The sequence below is a fragment of the Ulvibacterium sp. genome, assembly GCF_028285715.1.
Classification (GTDB): Bacteria; Bacteroidota; Bacteroidia; order Flavobacteriales; family Flavobacteriaceae; genus Ulvibacterium.
The window spans coordinates 81,249-101,809 of record NZ_JANQOO010000003.1 but is presented as its reverse complement, the minus strand read 5'-3'; the positions used below and the strand labels follow the sequence as shown (position 1 = coordinate 101,809).

Sequence of the window (20,561 nt, the reverse complement as noted above, 5' to 3'; positions counted from 1 at the left end):
TATGGCGAAACTTCTGCCTTTTTACTGCCTTTTAATTCTAGGAATAATTTCGGCCTTGGGACAGAAGGATTCTACAGGTATTGTTTTCGATAAAGGGCCGTTGGAAATCCAAGAAATCATGGATGAGGATTTATTGGCTTATAGGAGCGACCCAGACTTCAACTATGAGGTCATAAAATCCGAGCCCACTTGGTGGGATAATTTCTTGACCTGGCTTTGGAATTTACTACTCCGTTTTTTCGAATGGCTTTTTGGCGTGGAAAAGGCAGCTGGTTTTTTAGCCGAGTTTTTCAGTTGGATACCCTATATCCTTTTGGGCTTGCTACTTTTTCTGCTCATCAGGTTTTTTATTAACGTCAATGCAAGATCGCTGCTATATTCCAAAAAGAATCAATCCCTGATAACACTTTCAGAGGAAGAGCGTATTATAAAAAATGAAGATATCCAACAATTAATTCAAAACGCCCTCCAACAAAAGGACTATCGTTTGGCCATTCGATACTACTATTTATATATTTTAAAAATCCTTAGCGAAGCGGAAATTATTGACTGGCAACTTCAAAAAACAAATGCGGACTACATTTCCGAAATTGAGGAACCGGAATTAAAACAACCGTTTGGCCACGTTACACGTCTGTACGACTACATTTGGTACGGAGGCTTCCATATTGATGAGGGTAGGTATACCAGATTTGAAACTACTTTTGCCTCCCTAAAAAAAAGAATTCTGGAAAATGGGTAGAAAGGGGACTGTATATATCACTATCGCTGTATTCACCATAGCTCTCCTAATGCTCATGCAATACAATAAGCCTAAAAAAATCAATTGGTTTCCTTCCTATGTAGAGCATCACAAAATACCTTATGGAACCTACATTTTGAACAGGGTCCTGGTTAATTTTTTTGGGGACAAGATAACACAAGTACGCACGTCTCCTTTTGAGTTTTTAACTGACCATTCCGATATAGAAGGCACCTACTTTTTTGTAAACGACCATATCCAATTTGGGGAAACCGAGTTGCATACACTCTTGGACTGGACGGCCCGTGGCAACAACCTATTTATAGCTGCCGGGGGGTTTGAAGAACAGTTATTGGACACATTACATGTAGAAATTGGTACCCTTTATGCCGATTTTGGTGAGCAGGGAGATCAATTTCACAGATTGGTCCATCCTATGTTAAGCCGAAACTCCCCTTATACATTTAATAAGGATGGTTATGCTGCCTATTTTGAAGCCTTGGATACGTTGAACACAATAATTTTGGGAGCTGTAGAAATCTCTTCGGGAGTCGATAGTATCCAAACAGCACAATTTGATGTAATCAAACAAAAGTTTGGGGAAGGTGAAATCATCCTCTCACTCTTTCCCAAGGCATTTACCAATTACTTTATGCTAAAAGAGAACAACAAGGATTATACGGCCGGTCTATTGTCCTATTTAGATGGTTCGCAAACCATCTATATGGATAATCATTATAAGGCCGGAAAAGCGGTCTTTACTTCTCCAATGCATATTTTTCTCAGTACCAAGGAATTAAAATGGGCCTATTATATTATATTGATAGGTGCCCTTTTTTATGTGGTTTTCGAAGGAAAAAGAAAACAACGGGCCATACCCTTGATACGTCCCCTGAAAAATCAGACGCTCGCCTTTACAAGGACAATTGCGGATATGTATTTTGAAAAGGGGGAACAAAAACAAATAGCCGAGCATAAAATGGCCTATTTTTTGGAATATCTACGGTCCCGTTTTTATTTGGACACCCAAAACAGGGATAAGGGGTTTTACGCCAACCTTGCCTCCCGGAGCCATCATTCCCCAGAGGAAATAAAAGAGCTATTCAACTTTATGGAAAAACTAAAAGTCCGCACGGAAATAAGTGACATGGAACTTAAAAAACTGAATACTCTAATCGAAAAATTTAAAGCAAAAGCAAATGGAGGAAAATAACAATTCTGAGGAGGAACTTAGCTTTAACAGCCGCATTCCATTGGAAGACCTAAAAAAAACAGTTGATACTATTAAGACTGAACTTTCAAAGGTTATCATAGGTCAAAAAGATTTTATCGAACTTCTGATCGTATCCCTACTGGTGGATGGACATGTGCTTATCGAAGGGGTCCCCGGAATTGCCAAAACTATTACCGCCAAACTATTCGCCAAAACATTAAAAACTGGTTTTAGTAGAATCCAATTCACTCCTGACCTAATGCCAAGTGATATTTTGGGGACTTCCATATTTAATATAAACTCCTCGGAATTTGAGTTTAAGCAAGGCCCTATTTTTTCAAACGTTGTCTTGATCGATGAGATAAATAGAGCACCCGCGAAGACCCAGGCCGCCTTGTTCGAGATTATGGAAGAGGGTCAAGCAACCATGGATGGTAGAACCTACAACATGGATACGCCTTTTATGGTGTTGGCCACCCAAAACCCTATTGAACAGGAAGGTACTTATGCCTTACCGGAGGCCCAGTTAGATCGATTTATCTTTAAGATAAAGGTTGCCTACCCATCTGTAGAGGAAGAAATACAAATCATTCGGACCCATCATGACCGTAAAGGTTCGAAACCTCAGGAAATGGTACAATCAGTTATTACACCGAAACAATTGGCCGACTATAAATCGAAGATTCAAGAGATTAAGGTGGAAGAGAAAATAGTAAAGTACATTGCTGAAATTGTTACCAAAACCCGTAACCATCCACATTTGTACCTTGGTGGTTCTCCCCGGGCCTCTATTGCCATCTTAAATGCTGCCAAGGCTTTTGCGGCCATCAATGGTCGAGACTTCGTTATTCCTGAAGATATTAAACAGGCTCTGGTTCCCGTACTAAATCATCGAATTATACTGACTCCCGAGCGAGAAATGGAAGGGATGACCACGGATAGCGTTGTACACATGATCATGCAATCTGTTGAAATACCGAGATAAGTTGTGCATTTTTTAAGGTCGTTCTATATTCATAACACATTTTTCAGGTATCTGGCGGTATTGTCCGCCTGTTTCGTATTATCGTATTGGATACCTGATATTTATCCCATGGCTTGGCTACTTATTTGGGTACTTTTGGGACTATTCCTATTCGATATTTATTTGCTTTATTTCAATGCCAGGGGTCTGGAAGCTCAGAGAGAGCTTCCCAAAAAGTTATCGAACAGTGATTTAAACCCGATAAGAATTCGGTTTGCCACACATTATCCTTTTAAAACTTACCTATCCATTATTGATGAACTCCCCATACAGTTTCAAAAAAGGGATTTTATACATAAAACATCCATCTTTAAGGGTGAAACGAAAACTTTTGAATATTCCGTGCGACCGGTGGACCGGGGTGAGTATCTATTCGGCGGCCTAAACCTTTACGCATCATCACCCTTAAAAATTGTGAGGCGACGCTTTGTCTTTCAAAAAGATCAGATGGTGCCTGTGTACCCGAGTATCATCCAGATGCAACACTATGATTTTTTGGCCATAAACAATAAGCTGACGGAATTCGGTTTAAAAAAAATGCGTCGTATCGGCCATACCCAAGAATTTGAACAGATAAAGGAGTATGTAAGGGGAGATGATTTTAGGACCATAAATTGGAAAGCCACCGCAAAGCATAATCAGTTAATGGTAAATCAATATCAGGACGAAAAATCACAACCTGTCTACTCTCTAATAGACACGGGGCGGGTTATGAAAATGCCTTTTAATGAGCTCAAGTTATTGGACTATGCCATAAATGCTACCCTGGCCTTTTCCAATGTGGCCTTAAAAAGAAATGACAAGGCGGGAATGCTTACGTTTTCAAAGAACATAGAATCCTTTGTCCCAGCACTACAGAAGATTACCCACCTTAATACCATTTTGGAAAAATTATACAACATAACGACCGAGTTTACCGATTCCGATTTCGGGCTGCTTTACGCTCATGTGAAACGCAAGGTAACCCATAGAAGTTTATTGCTACTCTACACAAACTTTGAACACATCTCTGCCCTCAAAAGGCAATTGCCCTTTCTTTTGGCCATGGCAAAATATCATGTGCTGGTAGTAATCTTTTTTGAGAACACTGAACTGGAAGAACTCATATCCACTGATGCAGAGGACTTACAGGCCATTTACCATAAAACTATAGCGGAAAAGTTTTCGCTGGAAAAACGGCTAATGCAAAAAGAATTGCAACGGTATGCCATACAAACCATCCTTACCAAACCCAAAGACCTCACTATTAATACCATCAACAAATACTTAGAAATAAAGGCGCGCGGACTCCTATAGGTGATTCGTTAAAAAGCTAGGGAAATAAAAAACCTAAGGTGCAGCAGGCAAAAGACGAAAGTTTGTCAACTTTAACAGGATTCACCAATCTTAAAGGATAAATGCCATACAAACAATTTTGGGCTCCGGGGGTGCTATAGGTACGGAACCGGCCAAGGCACTTACGCAATACACCAAAAACATATCAATGGTAAACCGAAATAGTGGAAATACTGTATCAATATAATAGCACCATTTTTTTGATATCGGCAAATTTGAAAAGCGATTTGGCCTTACCCCACCCCCTATCAGGAAGGCATTAGGAACATTAAAATAGACCATAACCAAAGCTAAAAACTGGAATTGTAGGCTTATTCCCTAGGTATCGATTTGATATTAGTGGGTGTGGATCGGCTTCCCCTTTTTTCCAAATTTGCCTTATAATATTGGACAAGCGTATTCACTTCATCGAAAAATCCTTAAACCCCGGGGTTTGGTCAATAGAGGCTCCCATGGTCTTTTCGTAAAACGCTATCTTAGCCTGCTGTCTTGCTCTTTTCTTTTTTCCGGAAAACAACTCTATGGTAACACCTACGGAAATTCCACCCAAAACAGTGGCTGCCAAATCGCCATTGTCCCATGCGTTGTTCTGCTGTTCATCCAAAGCTTCCTTGGCCGTACCGGCCAAAAGACTGCCTGCCACCGCACCGGTAAAGACCCAAAACCGATTTCCATCCGAGAGTTCATCGGCAAGAATAGCACCACCTATGCCGCATAGGGCCCCAATCCCAAAGTGCAATACTTTGTCCCGTTCTAGTTGGGCATAGCCTTGAAAGGTCATTAGGGTCAATATAAATAGTGTGATTACATATTTCATGAACTTCAAAAGTAACAATAGTTTCAATCAAAATTGCCTAACGCTAAAAAATCTACATTAGTCAAGTTCCTTTTCAAGCATTGATTTCAAATAAAGGCTAATCCATAACAATACTTCTGTTTGAAAACAATGGACGCGATACAATTCTTCTTGAGTGGGAATTCCTTATTTTAGTCCGTACAAACCTTCAATACCAAAACATCGGCACACAATGAAATGTAATATCCCCTCCCAAATCTCCATATTCCTATTAGCATTACTTACTGTTGTTACTTCTTGTAACACAAAATCCAAAAAAGCCAAGGAAACACCCTTGGTTGTCCATGAGGATTCTATACTAGAATTGACCAAAGACGGGGAAGCCAAAAAAAATATGGCTCCCATACTTACAGATGGGCTCGTTTTAAGTCTGTGGGCCTCAGATTCCCTGGCCCCAGATCCCATAGCCATGGATATCGATGATTTTGGGAAAATCTATTTGACAAGTACCAATCGTCAAAAAAATTCAGAGTTTGATATACGTGGGCATCAAGATTGGATGACAGCGTCCATTTCCTTACAATCCGTTGAGGATAGGCGAAATTTTTTGCGTTCCACTTTTGCCCCCGAAAAAAGCAAGGAGAACGAATGGTTTCCAGATTTGAACAACGACAGCATCCATGATTGGAAGGACTTGACCGTGGAAAAGGATGAAGTTTGGATGCTGGAAGACATTAATAACAATGGTGTTGCTGACAAGTCGACCCGAATTCTAGAAGATTTCAATGAGGAAATTACGGATGTGGCCGGAGCCCTATTGGTCCGGGATAAGGAAGTGTTCGTGGGTATCGGCCCTGATATGTGGCGGCTTACCGATACCAATGAAGATAAGGTGCTGGACGAGAAAACTTCAATAGCGCATGGGTTTGCTGTCCATATTGGGTTTGGTGCACATGGCATGTCAGGTGCCGTGGAGGGTCCGGATGGAAAGATTTATTGGGGTATTGGGGATATTGGTGCAAGTATAACCACAGTAGATGGCAAAAAGCACCATTATCCCAATCAAGGCGTTATTGTCCGGAGCAATCCCGATGGGAGTGATTTTGAAGTATTCGCCCGGGGATTACGAAATACGCACGAATTTGTCTTTGATGCATATGGCAATATAATTTCCTCGGATAACGATGGGGATCATGCCGGGGAGAGCGAACGTCTGGTCCATATTGTCGAGGGATCCGATGCTGGATGGCGGGCCAATTGGCAATACGGTAAATATACCGATCCGACGAACAATAGCTACAAGGTCTGGATGGACGAAAAACTCTACATTCCAAGATGGGAAGGACAGGCGGCTTATATAATTCCTCCGATTGCCAATTTTCACAACGGCCCTACCGGAATGGCCTATAATCCTGGTACGGCTCTGGGTAAGGAGTGGTTAGACCGTTTCTTTTTGGTCGAATTCGTGGGTGATCCCGGGCGTTCGCATATCTGGTCTTTCGACCTAAAGCCCAAAGGAGCTTCTTTTGAACTCCATTCAGATCTGGATGTTCTTAGTGGAGTATTGCCTACTGCAATCCAATTTGGGCCCGATGGCGCATTGTACTTAGCCGATTGGATCAACGGTTGGGGTACCAAAAATTATGGCCGTATCTGGAAATTAGACGTGGAGGAAGGGAAAAATGATCTAAGCCAGGAACGTAAAGAAACCCAACGGTTGATGACCTTGGATTATGAAGGCCGATCTACGGAAGAGTTGGTCGATCTATTGTCCTATCCCGATATGCGCATCCGCAAAAAAGCGCAATTTCAATTAGCCAAAAGTACCTTCTGGGGGTATAGGGCCTTAAAAGACGTAGCTAAGGAAAATACAAACCAGTTTGCACGTATCCATGCCATTTGGGGCATTGGTCAAATCGCCTCAAAAAATTTGGGCAAAGCGGAAATTTTGACGGAACTTTTTTCGGATAAAGACCCTGAAATTATTGCCCAGGCAGCCAAAGTCTTGGGCGACATAAAATATTCCAAAGCTGGTGCTGCTTTGATTCCATTACTGAAGCATGAAAACGATAGGGTTAAATTCTTTGCCTCACAGGCCCTTGGTAGAATACAATATGTAGAAGCCATACAGCCCTTGCTGGATATGATATCGGCCAATGATGACAAGGATCTATATCTAAGGCATGCCGGCGTTTTGGCCTTGTCACGTATTGGAAAAGCAGAACCAATGATCGCGCTTGTGGACCATCCAAAAAAAAGCCTTCGTATTGCGGCCGTACTTGTCCTCAGAAGGTTGCAGGAGGCACAGATATCACAATTTTTGAAAGACCCTGATGAGTACATTGTTACAGAGGCAGCACGGGCCATCAACGATGATTGGTCCATTGAAGAGGCATTACCAGATTTGGCGGAAACCCTTACACAAGAGCGGTTATCTTCCGAACCTTTGTTACGAAGAAGTATCAACGCGGCATTGCGTGTTGGTGGTGAAAAGGAACTGAATAATCTTATTGCCTTTGCCAAACGACCTAATGTACATAGTAATTTAAGAAGAGAAGCTTTGGAGGTTATTGGTTCCTGGGCGTCCCCATCTGTTTTAGATCGTGTGGATGGGCGTTTTAGGGGAGAAATTACCCGGGATCCCAATACCGTCAAGCAAAAAATTGAAAGGGATATTCCGCTTTTTTTGAGTGATACGGACCCGGCCATTCTCATCGGCGTAACCAAGGTCTTAGGTGCTTTAGGAATCGACTCGCACAACTCAGATCTGTACAGTCTATTGCGAAGACATTCGGATGCCGAGGTTCGTGCTGCCACACTTGGGGCCCTGGCCCAATTGGATAGGGCAAATATCCAACGGGCCATGGAAACCGGCATGAAGGATAAAAGCGAAAAAGTAAGATCGGTTGCCGTTGGGCTTATTGGAAAATTGGACGTCAACAAGGAGAGATTGCCCAAGATCGTAAATCCTATCTTTAAAAACGGATCTGTGCTGGAGCAGCAGGAGATGCTAGGGGTCTTGGGAGAGCTTCCCTTGGACAAGAGTGAAAATGTGTTGCATGGATTAATTCAAATGGCGGATAACAATACACTCTCCCAAGGGGTAATCCTGGATCTTATAGAGGCTGTGGAAGCCACTGGTTCAGAGAAACTGATAGCGCAACTTAAGGTAATAAAAAACAGTGGTAACACGGTGGACTCCTTCCGGGAAACCCTCTATGGCGGTAACTGGTGGGGCGGACGAAGTGTTTTTACCAATAATCCCGCGGCGCAATGTGTTAGGTGTCATGCCGTAAACGGTGCTGGTGGGCAAGTGGGCCCACCGTTGGATAATATTGCTTCAGTCCTGACGCGGGAACAACTTCTGGAATCGCTCATAGAACCAAGTGCCCGGTTGGCCCCAGGTTACGGCAGTGTAAGACTTACGCTAAAAGATGGGCAAAAGGTTACTGGGGTTCTTGAGGAAGAGACAGAGAAAGAACTTATACTAAGGACATCGGATGCCGAACCCATGGAAATAGCCGTTTCAAGAATAAAAAAGAGGGAAAACATGCCATCTGCAATGCCGGCCATGGGTTTACTTATCGAGAAACGTGAGCTACGTGACCTTATGGAATTTCTAGCCAGCTTAAAGGGCGAATGACCTCTCAATGAAAATGTGAAAGTCCCATGATATTACAATGTCCAGGAGCTTTCACCATTATATGGAATACATCCCTTGTAATCTCCGGGGATGGGGTCATATTGCAGATGGTTCTTTCCGATTTCCTCGGAGGTAAAATAACCTATCAATGTAAATTGTTTCACCCTTCGATAAAAATCGACAGGTTCCTGTTTACCCAAAGGACTCCCCCAAACCGCGGGATTGAATGTATTGGTTTCGGCTTCCACCTGTTTTAGAACCTCCTGACGTTCGGCATTACCCAAATCAAGAAAGGATTTAACATATTTTTCTTGGCAAATGGCTTCAAATCGATCGTATCCCTTTTTTACATGTTCTTGATCTTCTGGGGAGAGTGTCTTATCTAACATTAGGTCTACAAAGATATCGACCTTAAGGTCCTTGGCCCCGGGAGTTTCCGTTCTGGGCAAGATCATTTCCGTAATTTCCGAAACTATGGCAGCTTGTTCCCCGGTAAAAAAAACAGGATTCCAATCCAAGCGTTTTTGATTCTGGCAGGATTGCAAAAGACCGGCCAAAGTGGAACTTCCCAAAGTTGCACCTATCAATAATGCGGTATTTTTTAAGGCTATTCTTCTATCCATGCTTATATATTTTGTCTTTTTAATTCTTTTACGGCATGGTCCGCGGCACGCGCCGTAATTGCCATATAGGTAAGGGATGGATTAACACAGGAAGAGGAAGTCATACAGGCGCCATCCGTTACAAACACATTTTTTGCGGCATGCACCTGATTGAAACGGTTCAAGACCGAGGTCTTGGGATCTTTACCCATTCGGGCAGTTCCCATTTCATGGATACCATGACCCGGTGGACTCTCGTTATCAAAGGGCAAAATATCCTTGAACCCGGATTTTTCCAACATCTCCACGGCATCTGATTTAATTTGATCGTTCATTCTGAGTTCGTTTTCCTTAAACTCACAATCGATATTTACCGTGGGCAAGCCCCACTTATCCTTTAAGTCGGTATTAAGTGTAACCTTGTTATCGTGATAGGGAAGACATTCGGCAAATCCGGTAATGAAAAAGCCCCAAGGTCCTGGCTTAAATAGCTTGTCCTTGAAATCGCCCCCAAAATCGTCAGAATTGATTCCAGAGCCCCAGTTTGATCGGCCTGCTCCCCCTTGGTAGCCAAAACCGCGAAGAAAACTATCGGACTTGGTCTTTTCATCCAGATTCACGTAGCGCGGTATGTATATACCATTAGGTCTACGTCCCGAATAGTACTGATCTTCAAAGCCTTCGATAGAGCCCATAGCGCCCACCTTGTAGGTGTGATCCATAAGATTGTGGCCCAATTCCCCACTGTCATTGCCCAGGCCATTGGGAAAACGATCGGATTTGGAATTCAATAAGATCTTCGTAGAACTTATGGCCGAGGCATTGCAAAAAATGATTTTTGCGTGGAATTCCATCTCTTCCATAGTCTCGGAATCTACGATCCGTACCCCGGTGGCCATTCCTTTTTGGTCATCATAAATAATGGAACTCACAATGGAATTGGGTCGCATGGTAAGATTACCGGTCTTTTCGGCAGCTGGCAGTGTTACCGCATTACTACTAAAATAGGCCCCATATGGGCAACCCCTTGAGCAACGGTTTCTAAACTGGCATTTTCCACGTCCGTTCAAAGGTTGCGTCAAGTGGGCACATCTACCAATGATGAGATGCCTCCCCTCAAATTTCTCCTCAATATTCTTTTTGGCATGCTTCTCCACACAGTTGAGTTCCATAGGAGGCAGAAAATGGCTGTCCGGTAAGTGTGGTAGACCAAGAGGCTCACCACTGATTCCGGCAAATTTTTCAACATAGGTGTACCACGGCTCGATATCCTTGTATCGAATGGGCCAATCCACACCATGGCCATCTTTTGCATTGGCTTCAAAATCCAGGTCACTCCATCGGTACGTTTGCTTACCCCAAGTTAAGGATCTACCCCCAACCTGATGTCCACGAATCCATATGAATGGTTTTATTTCCGTATACGGATTATCCTCATCGTTCGCAAAAAAATGTTCGGTATCTTCTCCTCCCCAGCCTACTCTGGTAATTGAACTTTTATGTTTTTGTTTTTCCCCATATTCCAGTGATCCCCTAAGCTCAAAATCCCAAGGATCCTTGGTCATGGTAGGATAGTCCTGCACATGTTTTACCATCCTTCCCCTTTCCAAGACCAAGGTCTTTAAACCTTTTTCACATAATTCTTTTGCCGCCCAGCCTCCGCTGATGCCTGACCCTACCACTATAGCGTCATAAGTGTTTTGTTGAACGGCCTTGCCATTAATATTTGCCATTAAGCTATTGTTGATCGTTAATCTTCGCACAAGATAATCAACATTACGTAAAAAAGTCTAAATACTTAGGCAAAGAAATCGTTTATGGTAGGTATCGAGCAGTCCTTATCTCGTTTTTTGTCTGGAAGAACTCATTCATCATTTCCTCCACAATAGTCGCTGCTGGCTTTATGACATTGATCAAAGCGGAGACCTGACCAATTTCTAATTCACCCTCTTCCAAATCCCCTTCGAACATACCTTTCTTGGCACGGCCACGGCCCAACAAAGCCTTTAGCTGCTCAGCGTTGGAATCATCTGCATATGCCTTTTGTATGTCTTTATAGAATTTGTTTTTTAGCAACCGTACCGGAGCCAGTTCCTTTAAGGTAAGAATTGTATCGCCTTCTTGAGCTTTAAGTACCTCCTGTTTAAATAGCTCATGAGAGGAAGCCTCCAGACTGGCGACAAATCGGCTACCGACCTGTACCCCGTCCGCGCCAAGTATCATCGCCGCCAACATGGCCCTACCCGAAGCAATTCCTCCTGCAGCCAATACGGGTATTTGAATCTTTTCCCTAATAGCGGGTATCAATACCAAGGTCGTAGTTTCATCACGTCCATTGTGTCCACCTGCCTCAAACCCTTCTGCCACTATAGCATCTACTCCCGCTTCCTGTGCCTTTAAGGCAAACTTTACGCTACTTACCACATGCACTACGGTTATCCCTTTTTTCTTTAAATAGGACGTCCAAGTCTTGGGGTTTCCGGCAGACATAAACACGATTTTAACGCCGGTCTCAACAATGATGTTTATTATCCTATCAATGTCTGGATACAGCATAGGGACATTTACGCCAAACGGTTTTTCAGTGGCCTGTTTGCACTTTTGGATATGCTCTCGCAACACTTCGGGGTACATACTACCTGAACCTATAAGACCCAATCCACCGGCATTGGAGACTGTAGAGGCAAGGCGCCATCCACTAGCCCAGACCATGCCCGCCTGAACAATGGGATATTGAATATTGAAGAGTTCTGTTATCCTATTTTGCATAAATATAACATCCGGAGTATCAAACCTTAAACCTCAGGAAATAACTCCTGAGCCCAAAAGTTCGTCGTCTTTATACCAAGCTACAAATTGTCCTTCAGTAATAGCGGACTGTTTTTCTTTAAAATCAACATAAAGCCCACTCTCAATCTTGTACAATATTGCTTCTTGCAAAGGTTGGCGATAACGGATTCGGGCCCTTACCTGCATTGTTTCATCAGTGTCCAAGGCCAAATCCGGACGTATCCAATGGATTTCATCATCTTTAACGAATAGCGTTCTCCTATACAATCCTGGATGTGATTTACCCTGTCCGGTATAAATAATGTTTTCCTCAACATCCGTTTCAATGACAAAAAGGGGTTCTTTGGTACCGCCCACATCCAATCCTTTACGTTGCCCCTTGGTGAAATAATGCGCGCCCTGGTGCTCACCTACCACCTTGCCATCTTCCAGGTGATAACTAGGCTTTTCGGACATAAATTCCAATTCTTCTTCCTTTGAACCGAATTTCCGATTCGAGTTAAGATATTGGGGAATATTTGCGGGCACTTCCACAATAACACCTTTTTTGGGCTTCAATTTTTGCTGTAAAAAATCCGGCAATCGCACCTTACCGATAAAGCAAAGTCCCTGGGAATCTTTCTTGTCAGCCGTTACCAGGTCGTTTTCCGAGGCAATCTTGCGGACCTCAGGTTTGGTCAATTCCCCTATAGGAAAAAGTGTTTTGGATAATTGCTCTTGCGAAAGTTGGCATAGAAAATAAGATTGGTCCTTATTATCATCCCGACCGGCCAATAACCGATAGGTCTGGGTACCCTCGTCACCTCTCTGTACGGCCTTTCTACAATAGTGCCCTGTAGCCACATAATCCGCCCCTAACTGAAGCGCAATTTTAAGAAAGACATCAAATTTGATTTCGCGGTTGCATAGTACATCCGGATTAGGTGTACGCCCGATCTCATACTCCCGGAACATGTAATCGACAATACGTTCCTTATATTCGGTGCTTAAATCTATAGTCTGAAAAGGGATACCTAATTTTTCAGCTACAATGAGAGCATCGTTACTGTCTTCCAACCAAGGACACTCATCGGATATCGTAACCGAATCATCGTGCCAATTCTTCATAAATAGTCCAATGACCTTATACCCTTGTTTTTTCAAAAGATAGGCCGCAACACTAGAATCCACTCCACCTGAAAGTCCAACTACTACTGTTTTCATCTCCCTTAATATAGGCGGCAAAATTACAAAAATACCTTGTCAATAAGGGTAAATTGAAACAGTGCAACATCGATATAATTCCATTAATGTTAAACTTTTTATAAAAAATATAAAACAAAAGCAACTTTTTTCAGCATAGGTCATCTTGCCTGTGGCTGTGCCACAAAATCCTAAAATACTACCATAGAGCAAATAGCTAAACTAAAAATTGGTTTGTTAAACATTTAATAAACAAAATATTTTGTTTAACTATTCGGTTATATTTGTTAAACACAAATCTCTAATAAACGATATTATGAAAAAAATCTTTAAAATTTTTAGCTTCTCTACTTTAGCTATGATATTGCTCATAGTGACTTCCTGTTCCGATGATGATAACGGGCCTACAACGCCCCCGGAACAACCTATGGATGAACTGAATATTGTGGAAACTGCACAAGGAGAGAACGCCCTGAATAGTTTGGTAGCCGCATTATTAAAGGCAGACGAAAGTGCTGCCAATGATCTAGTAGCGGCATTAAGTGACGAGAATAGTACATTTACCGTTCTAGCTCCTACCAATGATGCATTTACCGACTTGCTTGCCCGATTGGATGGATTCGACTCCTTGGATGACTTTAATTCGGAGCAACTTCAGAACTTGTTGGCCACCATCTTAACTTATCATGTAGTTTCCGGGGCGGCAGTGGCCTCAGGTGACTTAACCGCGGATCAATCCGTTACTACACTAGAAGGAGGCGCCCTGACCGTAAGCTTGGATGGCGGGGTTTTCTTCACCGACGCGGCTGGTGAAGCGGCAGAAGTTATTACTCCAGATGTAATGACGACCAATGGTATTGTACACATTATAGATAAAGTGTTACTCCCGCAGGCTGCTTTGGATGCTTTGCAGGACGTTCTTTTGGTTTCCATAACGGATTTGGCAATCGCTACTTCTACACTAAGCAATTTAGTCGCTGCCCTACAAGCTGCCGATGGAGATTTACCGACAGTCTTGGCCGGAGATGGTCCCTTTACCGTTTTCGCTCCGACCGATGACGCTTTCACCGCATTTTTGGAAGCGAACGATTTTGCCGATTTATCGGAGGTGCCGGTTGATGTTTTGACCCAAGTACTTTTGAACCACGTAGTAAACGGAACCAACCTTTCCACTGATTTAAGTACAGGTTACATTTCTACCCTATCAACCGCAGGGGCCGGAGGGAATAACTTAAGTATGCTTGTTGATGTTGCTGACGTAGTTACTTTGAACGGTGTTTCCGAGGTAACAGCCCCTGACAACAAGGCGATAAACGGAGTGGTACATATTGTGGATGCGGTCATAGGCCTCCCCAATATTGTGGACCATGCGGTGGCCAATTCGGACCTATCCAGCTTAGTGGGATTGTTGACGGCGGATAACAACACCACTTTTACGGATTTACTCTCAAGTACCGATACGGATTTCACAGTTTTTGCGCCGGTAAACATGGCCTTTGACGGATTCACCAGTGAAAACGAGATTGACAATATACTTTCCAATCATGTGGTGGTAGGAACTGCTGCGCTTTCCGGCGACCTTGTAACGGGATACGACATAACTACCGCGGCCACCAACGCAGATGGTGATAACATAAGCCTTTATGTCAATACGGATGATGGTGTAAGACTAAATGGGGTGAGTAGCGTAGCGGCCGCAGATATTGTTGCTACCAACGGAGTGATTCACGCAGTAGATGGCGTAATAGACATTCCTACTGTTGTCACCTTTGCCGCGGCAAACCCTGACTTCTCAACCTTGGTTGCAGCGCTTACTGAGCTTACTCCGGATACCGATTTCGTGGGAATATTATCGCGAACATCTGGTGGAAACGGCGATGGAATAGACCCTCCATTCACAATATTTGCACCCACCAATACGGCGCTAGAAGCACAGGACGCCATTCCCGATTTCTTTGAATTGGAAGCTGTTCTTTTGCACCATGTTGTAGCCGGAGCCAACATACGATCTGAAGACCTTACACCCGACGGAACCACCCCGGCAACCACCCTAGAAGGCGATGGCATTACGATTACCTTGCCAGGGACTGACAGTAACATTGCGGATCTTACCGATGGTAGTGGAAATTCTGATATTGGCATTATTGCCGTGGATGTGCAGGCAGGTAACGGCGTGATTCATGTAGTGGACAAGGTTTTGGTACCGGATACCACCAACTAAATTGCAATTGACACATCTTTAATGCTTATATAACATGAAGGCCGCAGTTTTGCGGCCTTTATCGTATAATTCGGTTTATTATAAAGATTGTTCGCAAACTTTAAATTAGCCTTGGATTTACTTCCTTTCAAAACAAAAACCGGCTATTTGAATCAATTTTTCAAAGAGTCCGACGTTTTAGTAAGTGGGTGTTAAGGATATTAAAATTTTCATAAAATACCCCCTCCATTTGTTATGACTTCTAAAAATATTACGACTTTAACCTAAAATTCAAAACGATTGATTATGAAAAAGTATCTTATGTTATTCAAATTTTTGCCATTGGTGGTGGTTTTGGCTGTAGCGAGCTCCTGTAGTTCGGACGACAATGACGGCCCACCACGGCCAGCCGAAAACATTGTGGAACTGGCTGAGGCCGAACCTAATTTGAGTATCTTGGTAGAAGCTTTGCGACGCGCCAATTTAACCGATGCTTTGACAGCCAGCGGGACATTTACCGTATTGGCTCCTACCAATTCCGCCTTTAATGCCTTTCTCGGTCAAAACAACTACTCCTCTATCCAGGACGTGCCGGTTGGTGCACTGACTCAAGTATTATTAAACCATGTAATCGAGACGGAGTTGAACTCAGGCGACTTTACTCTGCTTCAACGAAATTACGCGGCCACCTTGGCCGAGGGACCAACGGCGGGTTCTTTTTTGTCACTCTATTTTGATGCTACCGACGGTATAGAGTTTAATGGGATATCCCGTGTGGTTAATGGCGGGGGTGACGTAGTTGCCTCCAATGGAACCATACATTTAGTAGACGCTGTAATCGAGTTACCTACGGTGGTCACCTTTATTAATGAGGATTTTAATTTTGAGGAATTGGCCACAGCAATATCTACGGCCACCCCCGGATCGGATATCGCTGCTTTTTTATCAGAAGATGGCCCCTTCACCGTTTTTGCCCCTGTGGACCAGGCCTTTGAAGAATTATTGAACTCGAATCCGGATTGGTCTTCGCTTTCCGATATTGATGAATCATTACTATTTTCGGTACTCCAACACCATGTTGCCCCCGGAAATAATAGGAGTAGTGGTTTGTCCGAAGGATTGAGTCTAACCACTTTTGAAGGTGATGATATTACTATCTCCTTGCAGGTAAACGCTCCATTTATAGCCGCCATTACAGATGGCGCGGGCAACAATGATATCAACATCGGGTTTGTGGACATCCAGGCAAGTAACGGAGTAATCCACCTTATTGACCAAGTTATGTTACCCGATACGGATAATTAGAATACTAACTTTTCGGAATATTTAAAAACCGCCCTTGGGGCGGTTTTTTTATGCCCTTGTCTTTCCATCCACGCGGGTTGGGTTACATATACATTTGTTAAACTTTTTATAAAAAATATAAAACAAAAGCAACCCTTTGAATTTACATGTATCTAACTAATGTTTAAACAAAATAACTAATTGTTCAACATTTATGGATAATTATCGACCAACAACTTATTTATTTCTAATAGATAGGCCATATTTTGAAATATACTTCATTTGAACACATTTGTTTTTTTGTTTAATTAATTTTTTTTTTAACAAACACTATTAACACTAAAAACAGGAGATTATGAGAAAATTATCCCACATGAAAAGCGTATTGCTTCTAAGTATTTTTTCCCTCTTCGTCTTGTCTTGTGACAATGACGACGATGATGGCGAGTCGGCGAAGGCCGTTGAAAAGAATATCGTTGAAACCGCACAGGATACCGATGCCTTGACCGATTTGGTATCTGCACTACTAAAGGCCGATGAAAATGACGACTCGGACCTTGTAGCAACATTAAGTGGAGAGGGTCCATTTACGGTATTCGCCCCAACAAACGAAGCCTTTAAGGCCTTATTCGAAGCATTGGACGATTATGACGGATTGGATGACTTTGATGATGCAGAAGACAGGGCAGTATTGGCGACTATCCTGCAATATCATGTTATTGCCGGTGTGGCGGCCAGGTCTACCGATTTGGAAAATGAACAAGAACTTCCAACCGTACAAGGTGGTAACTTAAAGGTAAATTTAGACAATGGTGTCTTTATTGAAGACGCAACGGATACTGACGCCGAGGTAATCATACCTAATGTGGATACAAGTAACGGTGTAGTACATGTCATTGACAAAGTATTGCTTCCCCAAGCAATTATTGATGCTTTGAACGATGATGGGGAGGAGGACAACCTAGTAGACCTAGTCGTTTCCACCGATGCGCTTTCCGTTCTAGAAGATGCGGTCATTAAAGCGGGGCTTGCAGAGACTTTGAGCGGAGATGGTCCCTTTACGGTATTTGCTCCTACCAATGATGCCTTTATTGCCTTGTTGGACATATTGGGGGATGATTACAATAGTTTGGACGACTTTGACGAAGAGGCTGAAATTGCCTTATTGAAGGATATTCTTTTGTATCATGTAGTAGCCGATGAGGTTTTGGCGGCAGAATTGGCTGAAAGTACCGTACCCACTGCTCTCCCAGAAAACAACTTGCATATCATAGCTTCTGGTGAGACTTTTGTAATTGGAGATGCCTCGGATGTAGATGCGAACATTACAGGAACGGATATTTTGGCCTCCAATGGCGTTGCGCATACCATAGATAAGGTATTGTTACCGCAATCGGCCATTGATTTTGTACTGTCCTTAAAGATGAAGAACATTGTAGAATTGGCCGTGGAAACTGATGACCTGAGTTTGTTGGTCGAAGCGTTGGTACAGGCTGATGCCGGACTTGTAGAGGTATTGGGCGGTGAAGGTCCCTTTACGGTATTTGCGCCAACAAATGAGGCCTTTGCAGCATTGTTGGATGCCCTAGGCGATGACTATCATAGTTTGGCCGATTTTGATACGGACGAGGAAAAAGCACTTTTGGTAAAGGTATTGACCTATCACGTCGTGGCCGGTACCGCAGCTTTCTCCTCTGGATTAATGGACGGGCAGCAGATTACCACCGAACAAGGGGAGGACGTAACCATAAAGATAAATGGTGGAGTCTTCATAAAGGATGCAACGGACGAGAAAGCGGAGGTCGTTGGTGCCGATGTCGAAGCCAGCAATGGAGTAGTTCATATTATAGACAAGGTACTGTTACCACAAGAGGTTTTGGATTTATTGACCGCAATGACTTTAAAGACCATTGTTGAAATTGCCGTTGAAACAGATGATTTAGATCTATTGGTCGAGGCTTTAATTCAGGCTAATGCCGGTCTGGTAGAAGTACTTGGGGGGACTGGTCCATTTACAGTTTTTGCTCCAAATAATCATGCGTTTGCGGCCTTATTGGATGCCCTTGGAGATGACTATCATAGTTTAGCCGATTTTGACACGGACGAGGAAAAAGCCTTATTGGTAAAAGTATTGACCTATCACGTAGTGGCCGGCACCGCAGCTTTCTCCTCTGGATTAATGAACGGGCAGCAGATTACCACCGAACAAGGGGAGGACGTAACCATAAAGATAAATGGCGGAGTCTTCATAAAGGATGCAACGGATGAGAAAGCAGAGGTGGTTGGTCCGGATGTTGAGGCCAGCAATGGAGTGGTGCATATTATAAACAAGGTACTTTTACCACAAGAGGTTTTGGATATCCTAAATCCACCTACGCCTAATATTGTACAATTGGCACAGTCCGTAGATGACTTAAGTCTATTGGTAGAAGCTCTCATTCAGGCGGATGCCGGTTTGGTAGATGTTCTAAGTGGAGCGGGCCCTTTTACGGTATTTGCGCCAACAAATCAGGCTTTTGCAGACTTATTGGACGCCCTGGGTGATGATTACCACAGCCTCGCTGATTTCGATACCCAAGCAGAAAAGGACTTATTGGCTGCGGTCTTGACATACCATGTGGTATCCGGTGCAGCGGTAGAATCTTCTTCGCTTACCAACCATCAAGAAATTGGAACGGTTCAAGGGGAATCCTTGTTCGCCATTGTCCATGGACCTGATATTGATATTCGTGACAAAACCGATACGGACGCCAATGTAATAGTACCGGATCAAGTGGCCAGTAATGGTATTGTTCACCTTATTGACAAAGTATTGTTGCCCCAAGCAGTTCTGGACGCATTGAACCCCCCAAGTCATTAAGAAGTTTGTTAGTTTGTTTATAAATTTTGGTTAGCTTAAACTCCCAAGGATGATTTTTCTTGGGGGTTTTTGTATGGTCTTCCAGGACCCTTGAAATCCCAAACATCAATTTCGAACGGGTTAGCATACAAAAAAGGACACTTTACAACTTCATTTTTTTTTAGCGGAACATACGTCCCATATTTACCGTCCCAAATCTTACCAGACTAAACCTCTATTTAAAGCAAAAGCCCGGACAAAGTTGCCCGGGCTTTTTGTATTTGGTTATTTTTATCTAAATCAATCCTCCAAAAGATCCATAACTTCATAACCGTCCTCAACGGCCTCATATAGGGCATTGTTAAGTTCATACACGGAAACCCCTTTGAAGTCGATTTCCTCTGCATCTTCGGGGAGCTCATTAACCACAGCTCCTACCGGAGGATCTACTATTTCGTACTCATCGTTAGTTCCTTGATAGAATATTCCATCGGCATAGGAATATTTTTCCCCACGTACATGTAATGTAATCGCGGAAGTCGGTAAAACCCGTAAACGGAAACCTCTTGGCGGAAAGGCTCTTACATATACTCCCCTTCTTGCCACAAAATACATGCCCCTAACCGGATAATAGGAAACATTCCTAAAGATTACTGCCCTACTGCCTGCGGGCAAACGCCTTAAGGTCCTACGCCTTACCCTTCTATTATGCCGTCTCACCTTTCGTTTTGTCTTTTTACTGACCCTTACTGTTTTTACTACCGGGCGCCTTACCTGGGCCTCGGCCTGATATCCGGAAAAGAGGAACGCCATTAAGAAAACGGCAATACCATATTTAATGTTTTTCATTTTAAAACCAATTTGATTGTTATGTCTTAGATAACGTTTTTAATGTAAGGTTTAATATGCAC

At 43.1% G+C, this 20,561-nt stretch carries 14 protein-coding genes; 8 read left to right on the top strand and 6 right to left on the bottom strand.

Annotation, left to right across the window (positions count from 1 at the left end):
• Window position 1: 1 nt before the first annotated feature.
• Genes Q0993_RS00460 through Q0993_RS00445 form a run of 4 tightly spaced genes read left to right on the top strand, consistent with a single transcriptional unit; the run spans window position 2 to window position 4,275 of the window.
• Window positions 2-742: a DUF4129 domain-containing protein gene (locus Q0993_RS00460; RefSeq protein ID WP_299528699.1), complete on the top strand. Its 741-nt coding sequence runs from the start codon at window positions 2-4 to the stop codon at window positions 740-742.
• Window positions 735-1,955: a DUF4350 domain-containing protein gene (locus tag Q0993_RS00455; RefSeq protein WP_299528697.1), complete on the top strand. Its 1,221-nt coding sequence runs from the start codon at window positions 735-737 to the stop codon at window positions 1,953-1,955. The genes Q0993_RS00460 and Q0993_RS00455 overlap by 8 nt, the downstream gene beginning before the upstream one ends.
• Entirely contained in the window at window positions 1,942-2,940 is a 999-nt protein-coding gene (locus Q0993_RS00450; protein ID WP_299528695.1) for a MoxR family ATPase, read from the top strand. Before Q0993_RS00455 ends, Q0993_RS00450 begins: the two co-directional genes overlap by 14 nt.
• 3 nt (window positions 2,941-2,943) lie before the next feature.
• The gene (locus tag Q0993_RS00445) at window positions 2,944-4,275 is read left to right on the top strand and encodes a DUF58 domain-containing protein (RefSeq protein WP_299528694.1); all 1,332 of its coding nucleotides are present in this window, start codon (window positions 2,944-2,946) and stop codon (window positions 4,273-4,275) included.
• Between the two features lie 439 nt (window positions 4,276-4,714).
• On the opposite strand, the gene Q0993_RS00440 is transcribed toward Q0993_RS00445, so the two are convergent.
• Window positions 4,715-5,131, bottom strand: a complete 417-nt coding sequence (locus Q0993_RS00440) for a hypothetical protein (RefSeq protein ID WP_299528692.1) — start codon at window positions 5,129-5,131, stop codon at window positions 4,715-4,717.
• A gap of 211 nt (window positions 5,132-5,342) precedes the next feature.
• Here Q0993_RS00440 and Q0993_RS00435 point away from each other — a divergent pair, with 211 nt between their 5' ends.
• Window positions 5,343-8,753 (top strand): HEAT repeat domain-containing protein, encoded by a 3,411-nt coding sequence (locus tag Q0993_RS00435; RefSeq protein ID WP_299528690.1) that lies wholly within the window; start codon window positions 5,343-5,345, stop codon window positions 8,751-8,753.
• Window positions 8,754-8,785: 32 nt separating this feature from the next.
• Here the strand turns inward: Q0993_RS00435 and Q0993_RS00430 are convergent, their stop codons facing one another.
• The 4 genes from Q0993_RS00430 to mnmA form a co-directional block, all read right to left on the bottom strand.
• Window positions 8,786-9,376, bottom strand: coding sequence for a gluconate 2-dehydrogenase subunit 3 family protein (locus Q0993_RS00430; RefSeq protein ID WP_299528688.1), 591 nt, complete (start codon window positions 9,374-9,376; stop codon window positions 8,786-8,788).
• A 2-nt stretch (window positions 9,377-9,378) separates the two neighbouring features.
• The gene (locus tag Q0993_RS00425) at window positions 9,379-11,088 is read right to left on the bottom strand and encodes a GMC oxidoreductase (protein ID WP_299528686.1); all 1,710 of its coding nucleotides are present in this window, start codon (window positions 11,086-11,088) and stop codon (window positions 9,379-9,381) included.
• Window positions 11,089-11,170: 82 nt separating this feature from the next.
• Window positions 11,171-12,124: a nitronate monooxygenase family protein gene (locus Q0993_RS00420; protein WP_299528684.1), complete on the bottom strand. Its 954-nt coding sequence runs from the start codon at window positions 12,122-12,124 to the stop codon at window positions 11,171-11,173.
• Window positions 12,125-12,157: 33 nt separating this feature from the next.
• Entirely contained in the window at window positions 12,158-13,348 is a 1,191-nt protein-coding gene (mnmA, locus tag Q0993_RS00415) for a tRNA 2-thiouridine(34) synthase MnmA (protein WP_299528682.1), read from the bottom strand.
• 295 nt (window positions 13,349-13,643) lie between these two features.
• On the opposite strand from mnmA, the gene Q0993_RS00410 reads away from it, so the two are divergent.
• The 3 genes from Q0993_RS00410 (at window position 13,644) to Q0993_RS00400 (ending at window position 19,671) form a co-directional block, all read left to right on the top strand.
• Window positions 13,644-15,548, top strand: a complete 1,905-nt coding sequence (locus Q0993_RS00410) for a fasciclin domain-containing protein (RefSeq protein ID WP_299528680.1) — start codon at window positions 13,644-13,646, stop codon at window positions 15,546-15,548.
• Window positions 15,549-15,833: 285 nt separating this feature from the next.
• Window positions 15,834-16,832, top strand: a complete 999-nt coding sequence (locus Q0993_RS00405; protein ID WP_299528678.1) for a fasciclin domain-containing protein — start codon at window positions 15,834-15,836, stop codon at window positions 16,830-16,832.
• A 334-nt stretch (window positions 16,833-17,166) separates the two neighbouring features.
• Window positions 17,167-19,671, top strand: a complete 2,505-nt coding sequence (locus Q0993_RS00400) for a fasciclin domain-containing protein (protein WP_299528676.1) — start codon at window positions 17,167-17,169, stop codon at window positions 19,669-19,671.
• Window positions 19,672-19,950: 279 nt separating this feature from the next.
• Here Q0993_RS00400 and Q0993_RS00395 read toward each other — a convergent pair whose 3' ends face one another.
• The gene (locus tag Q0993_RS00395; RefSeq protein WP_299528674.1) at window positions 19,951-20,499 is read right to left on the bottom strand and encodes a DUF6515 family protein; all 549 of its coding nucleotides are present in this window, start codon (window positions 20,497-20,499) and stop codon (window positions 19,951-19,953) included.
• Window positions 20,500-20,561: the final 62 nt, after the last annotated feature.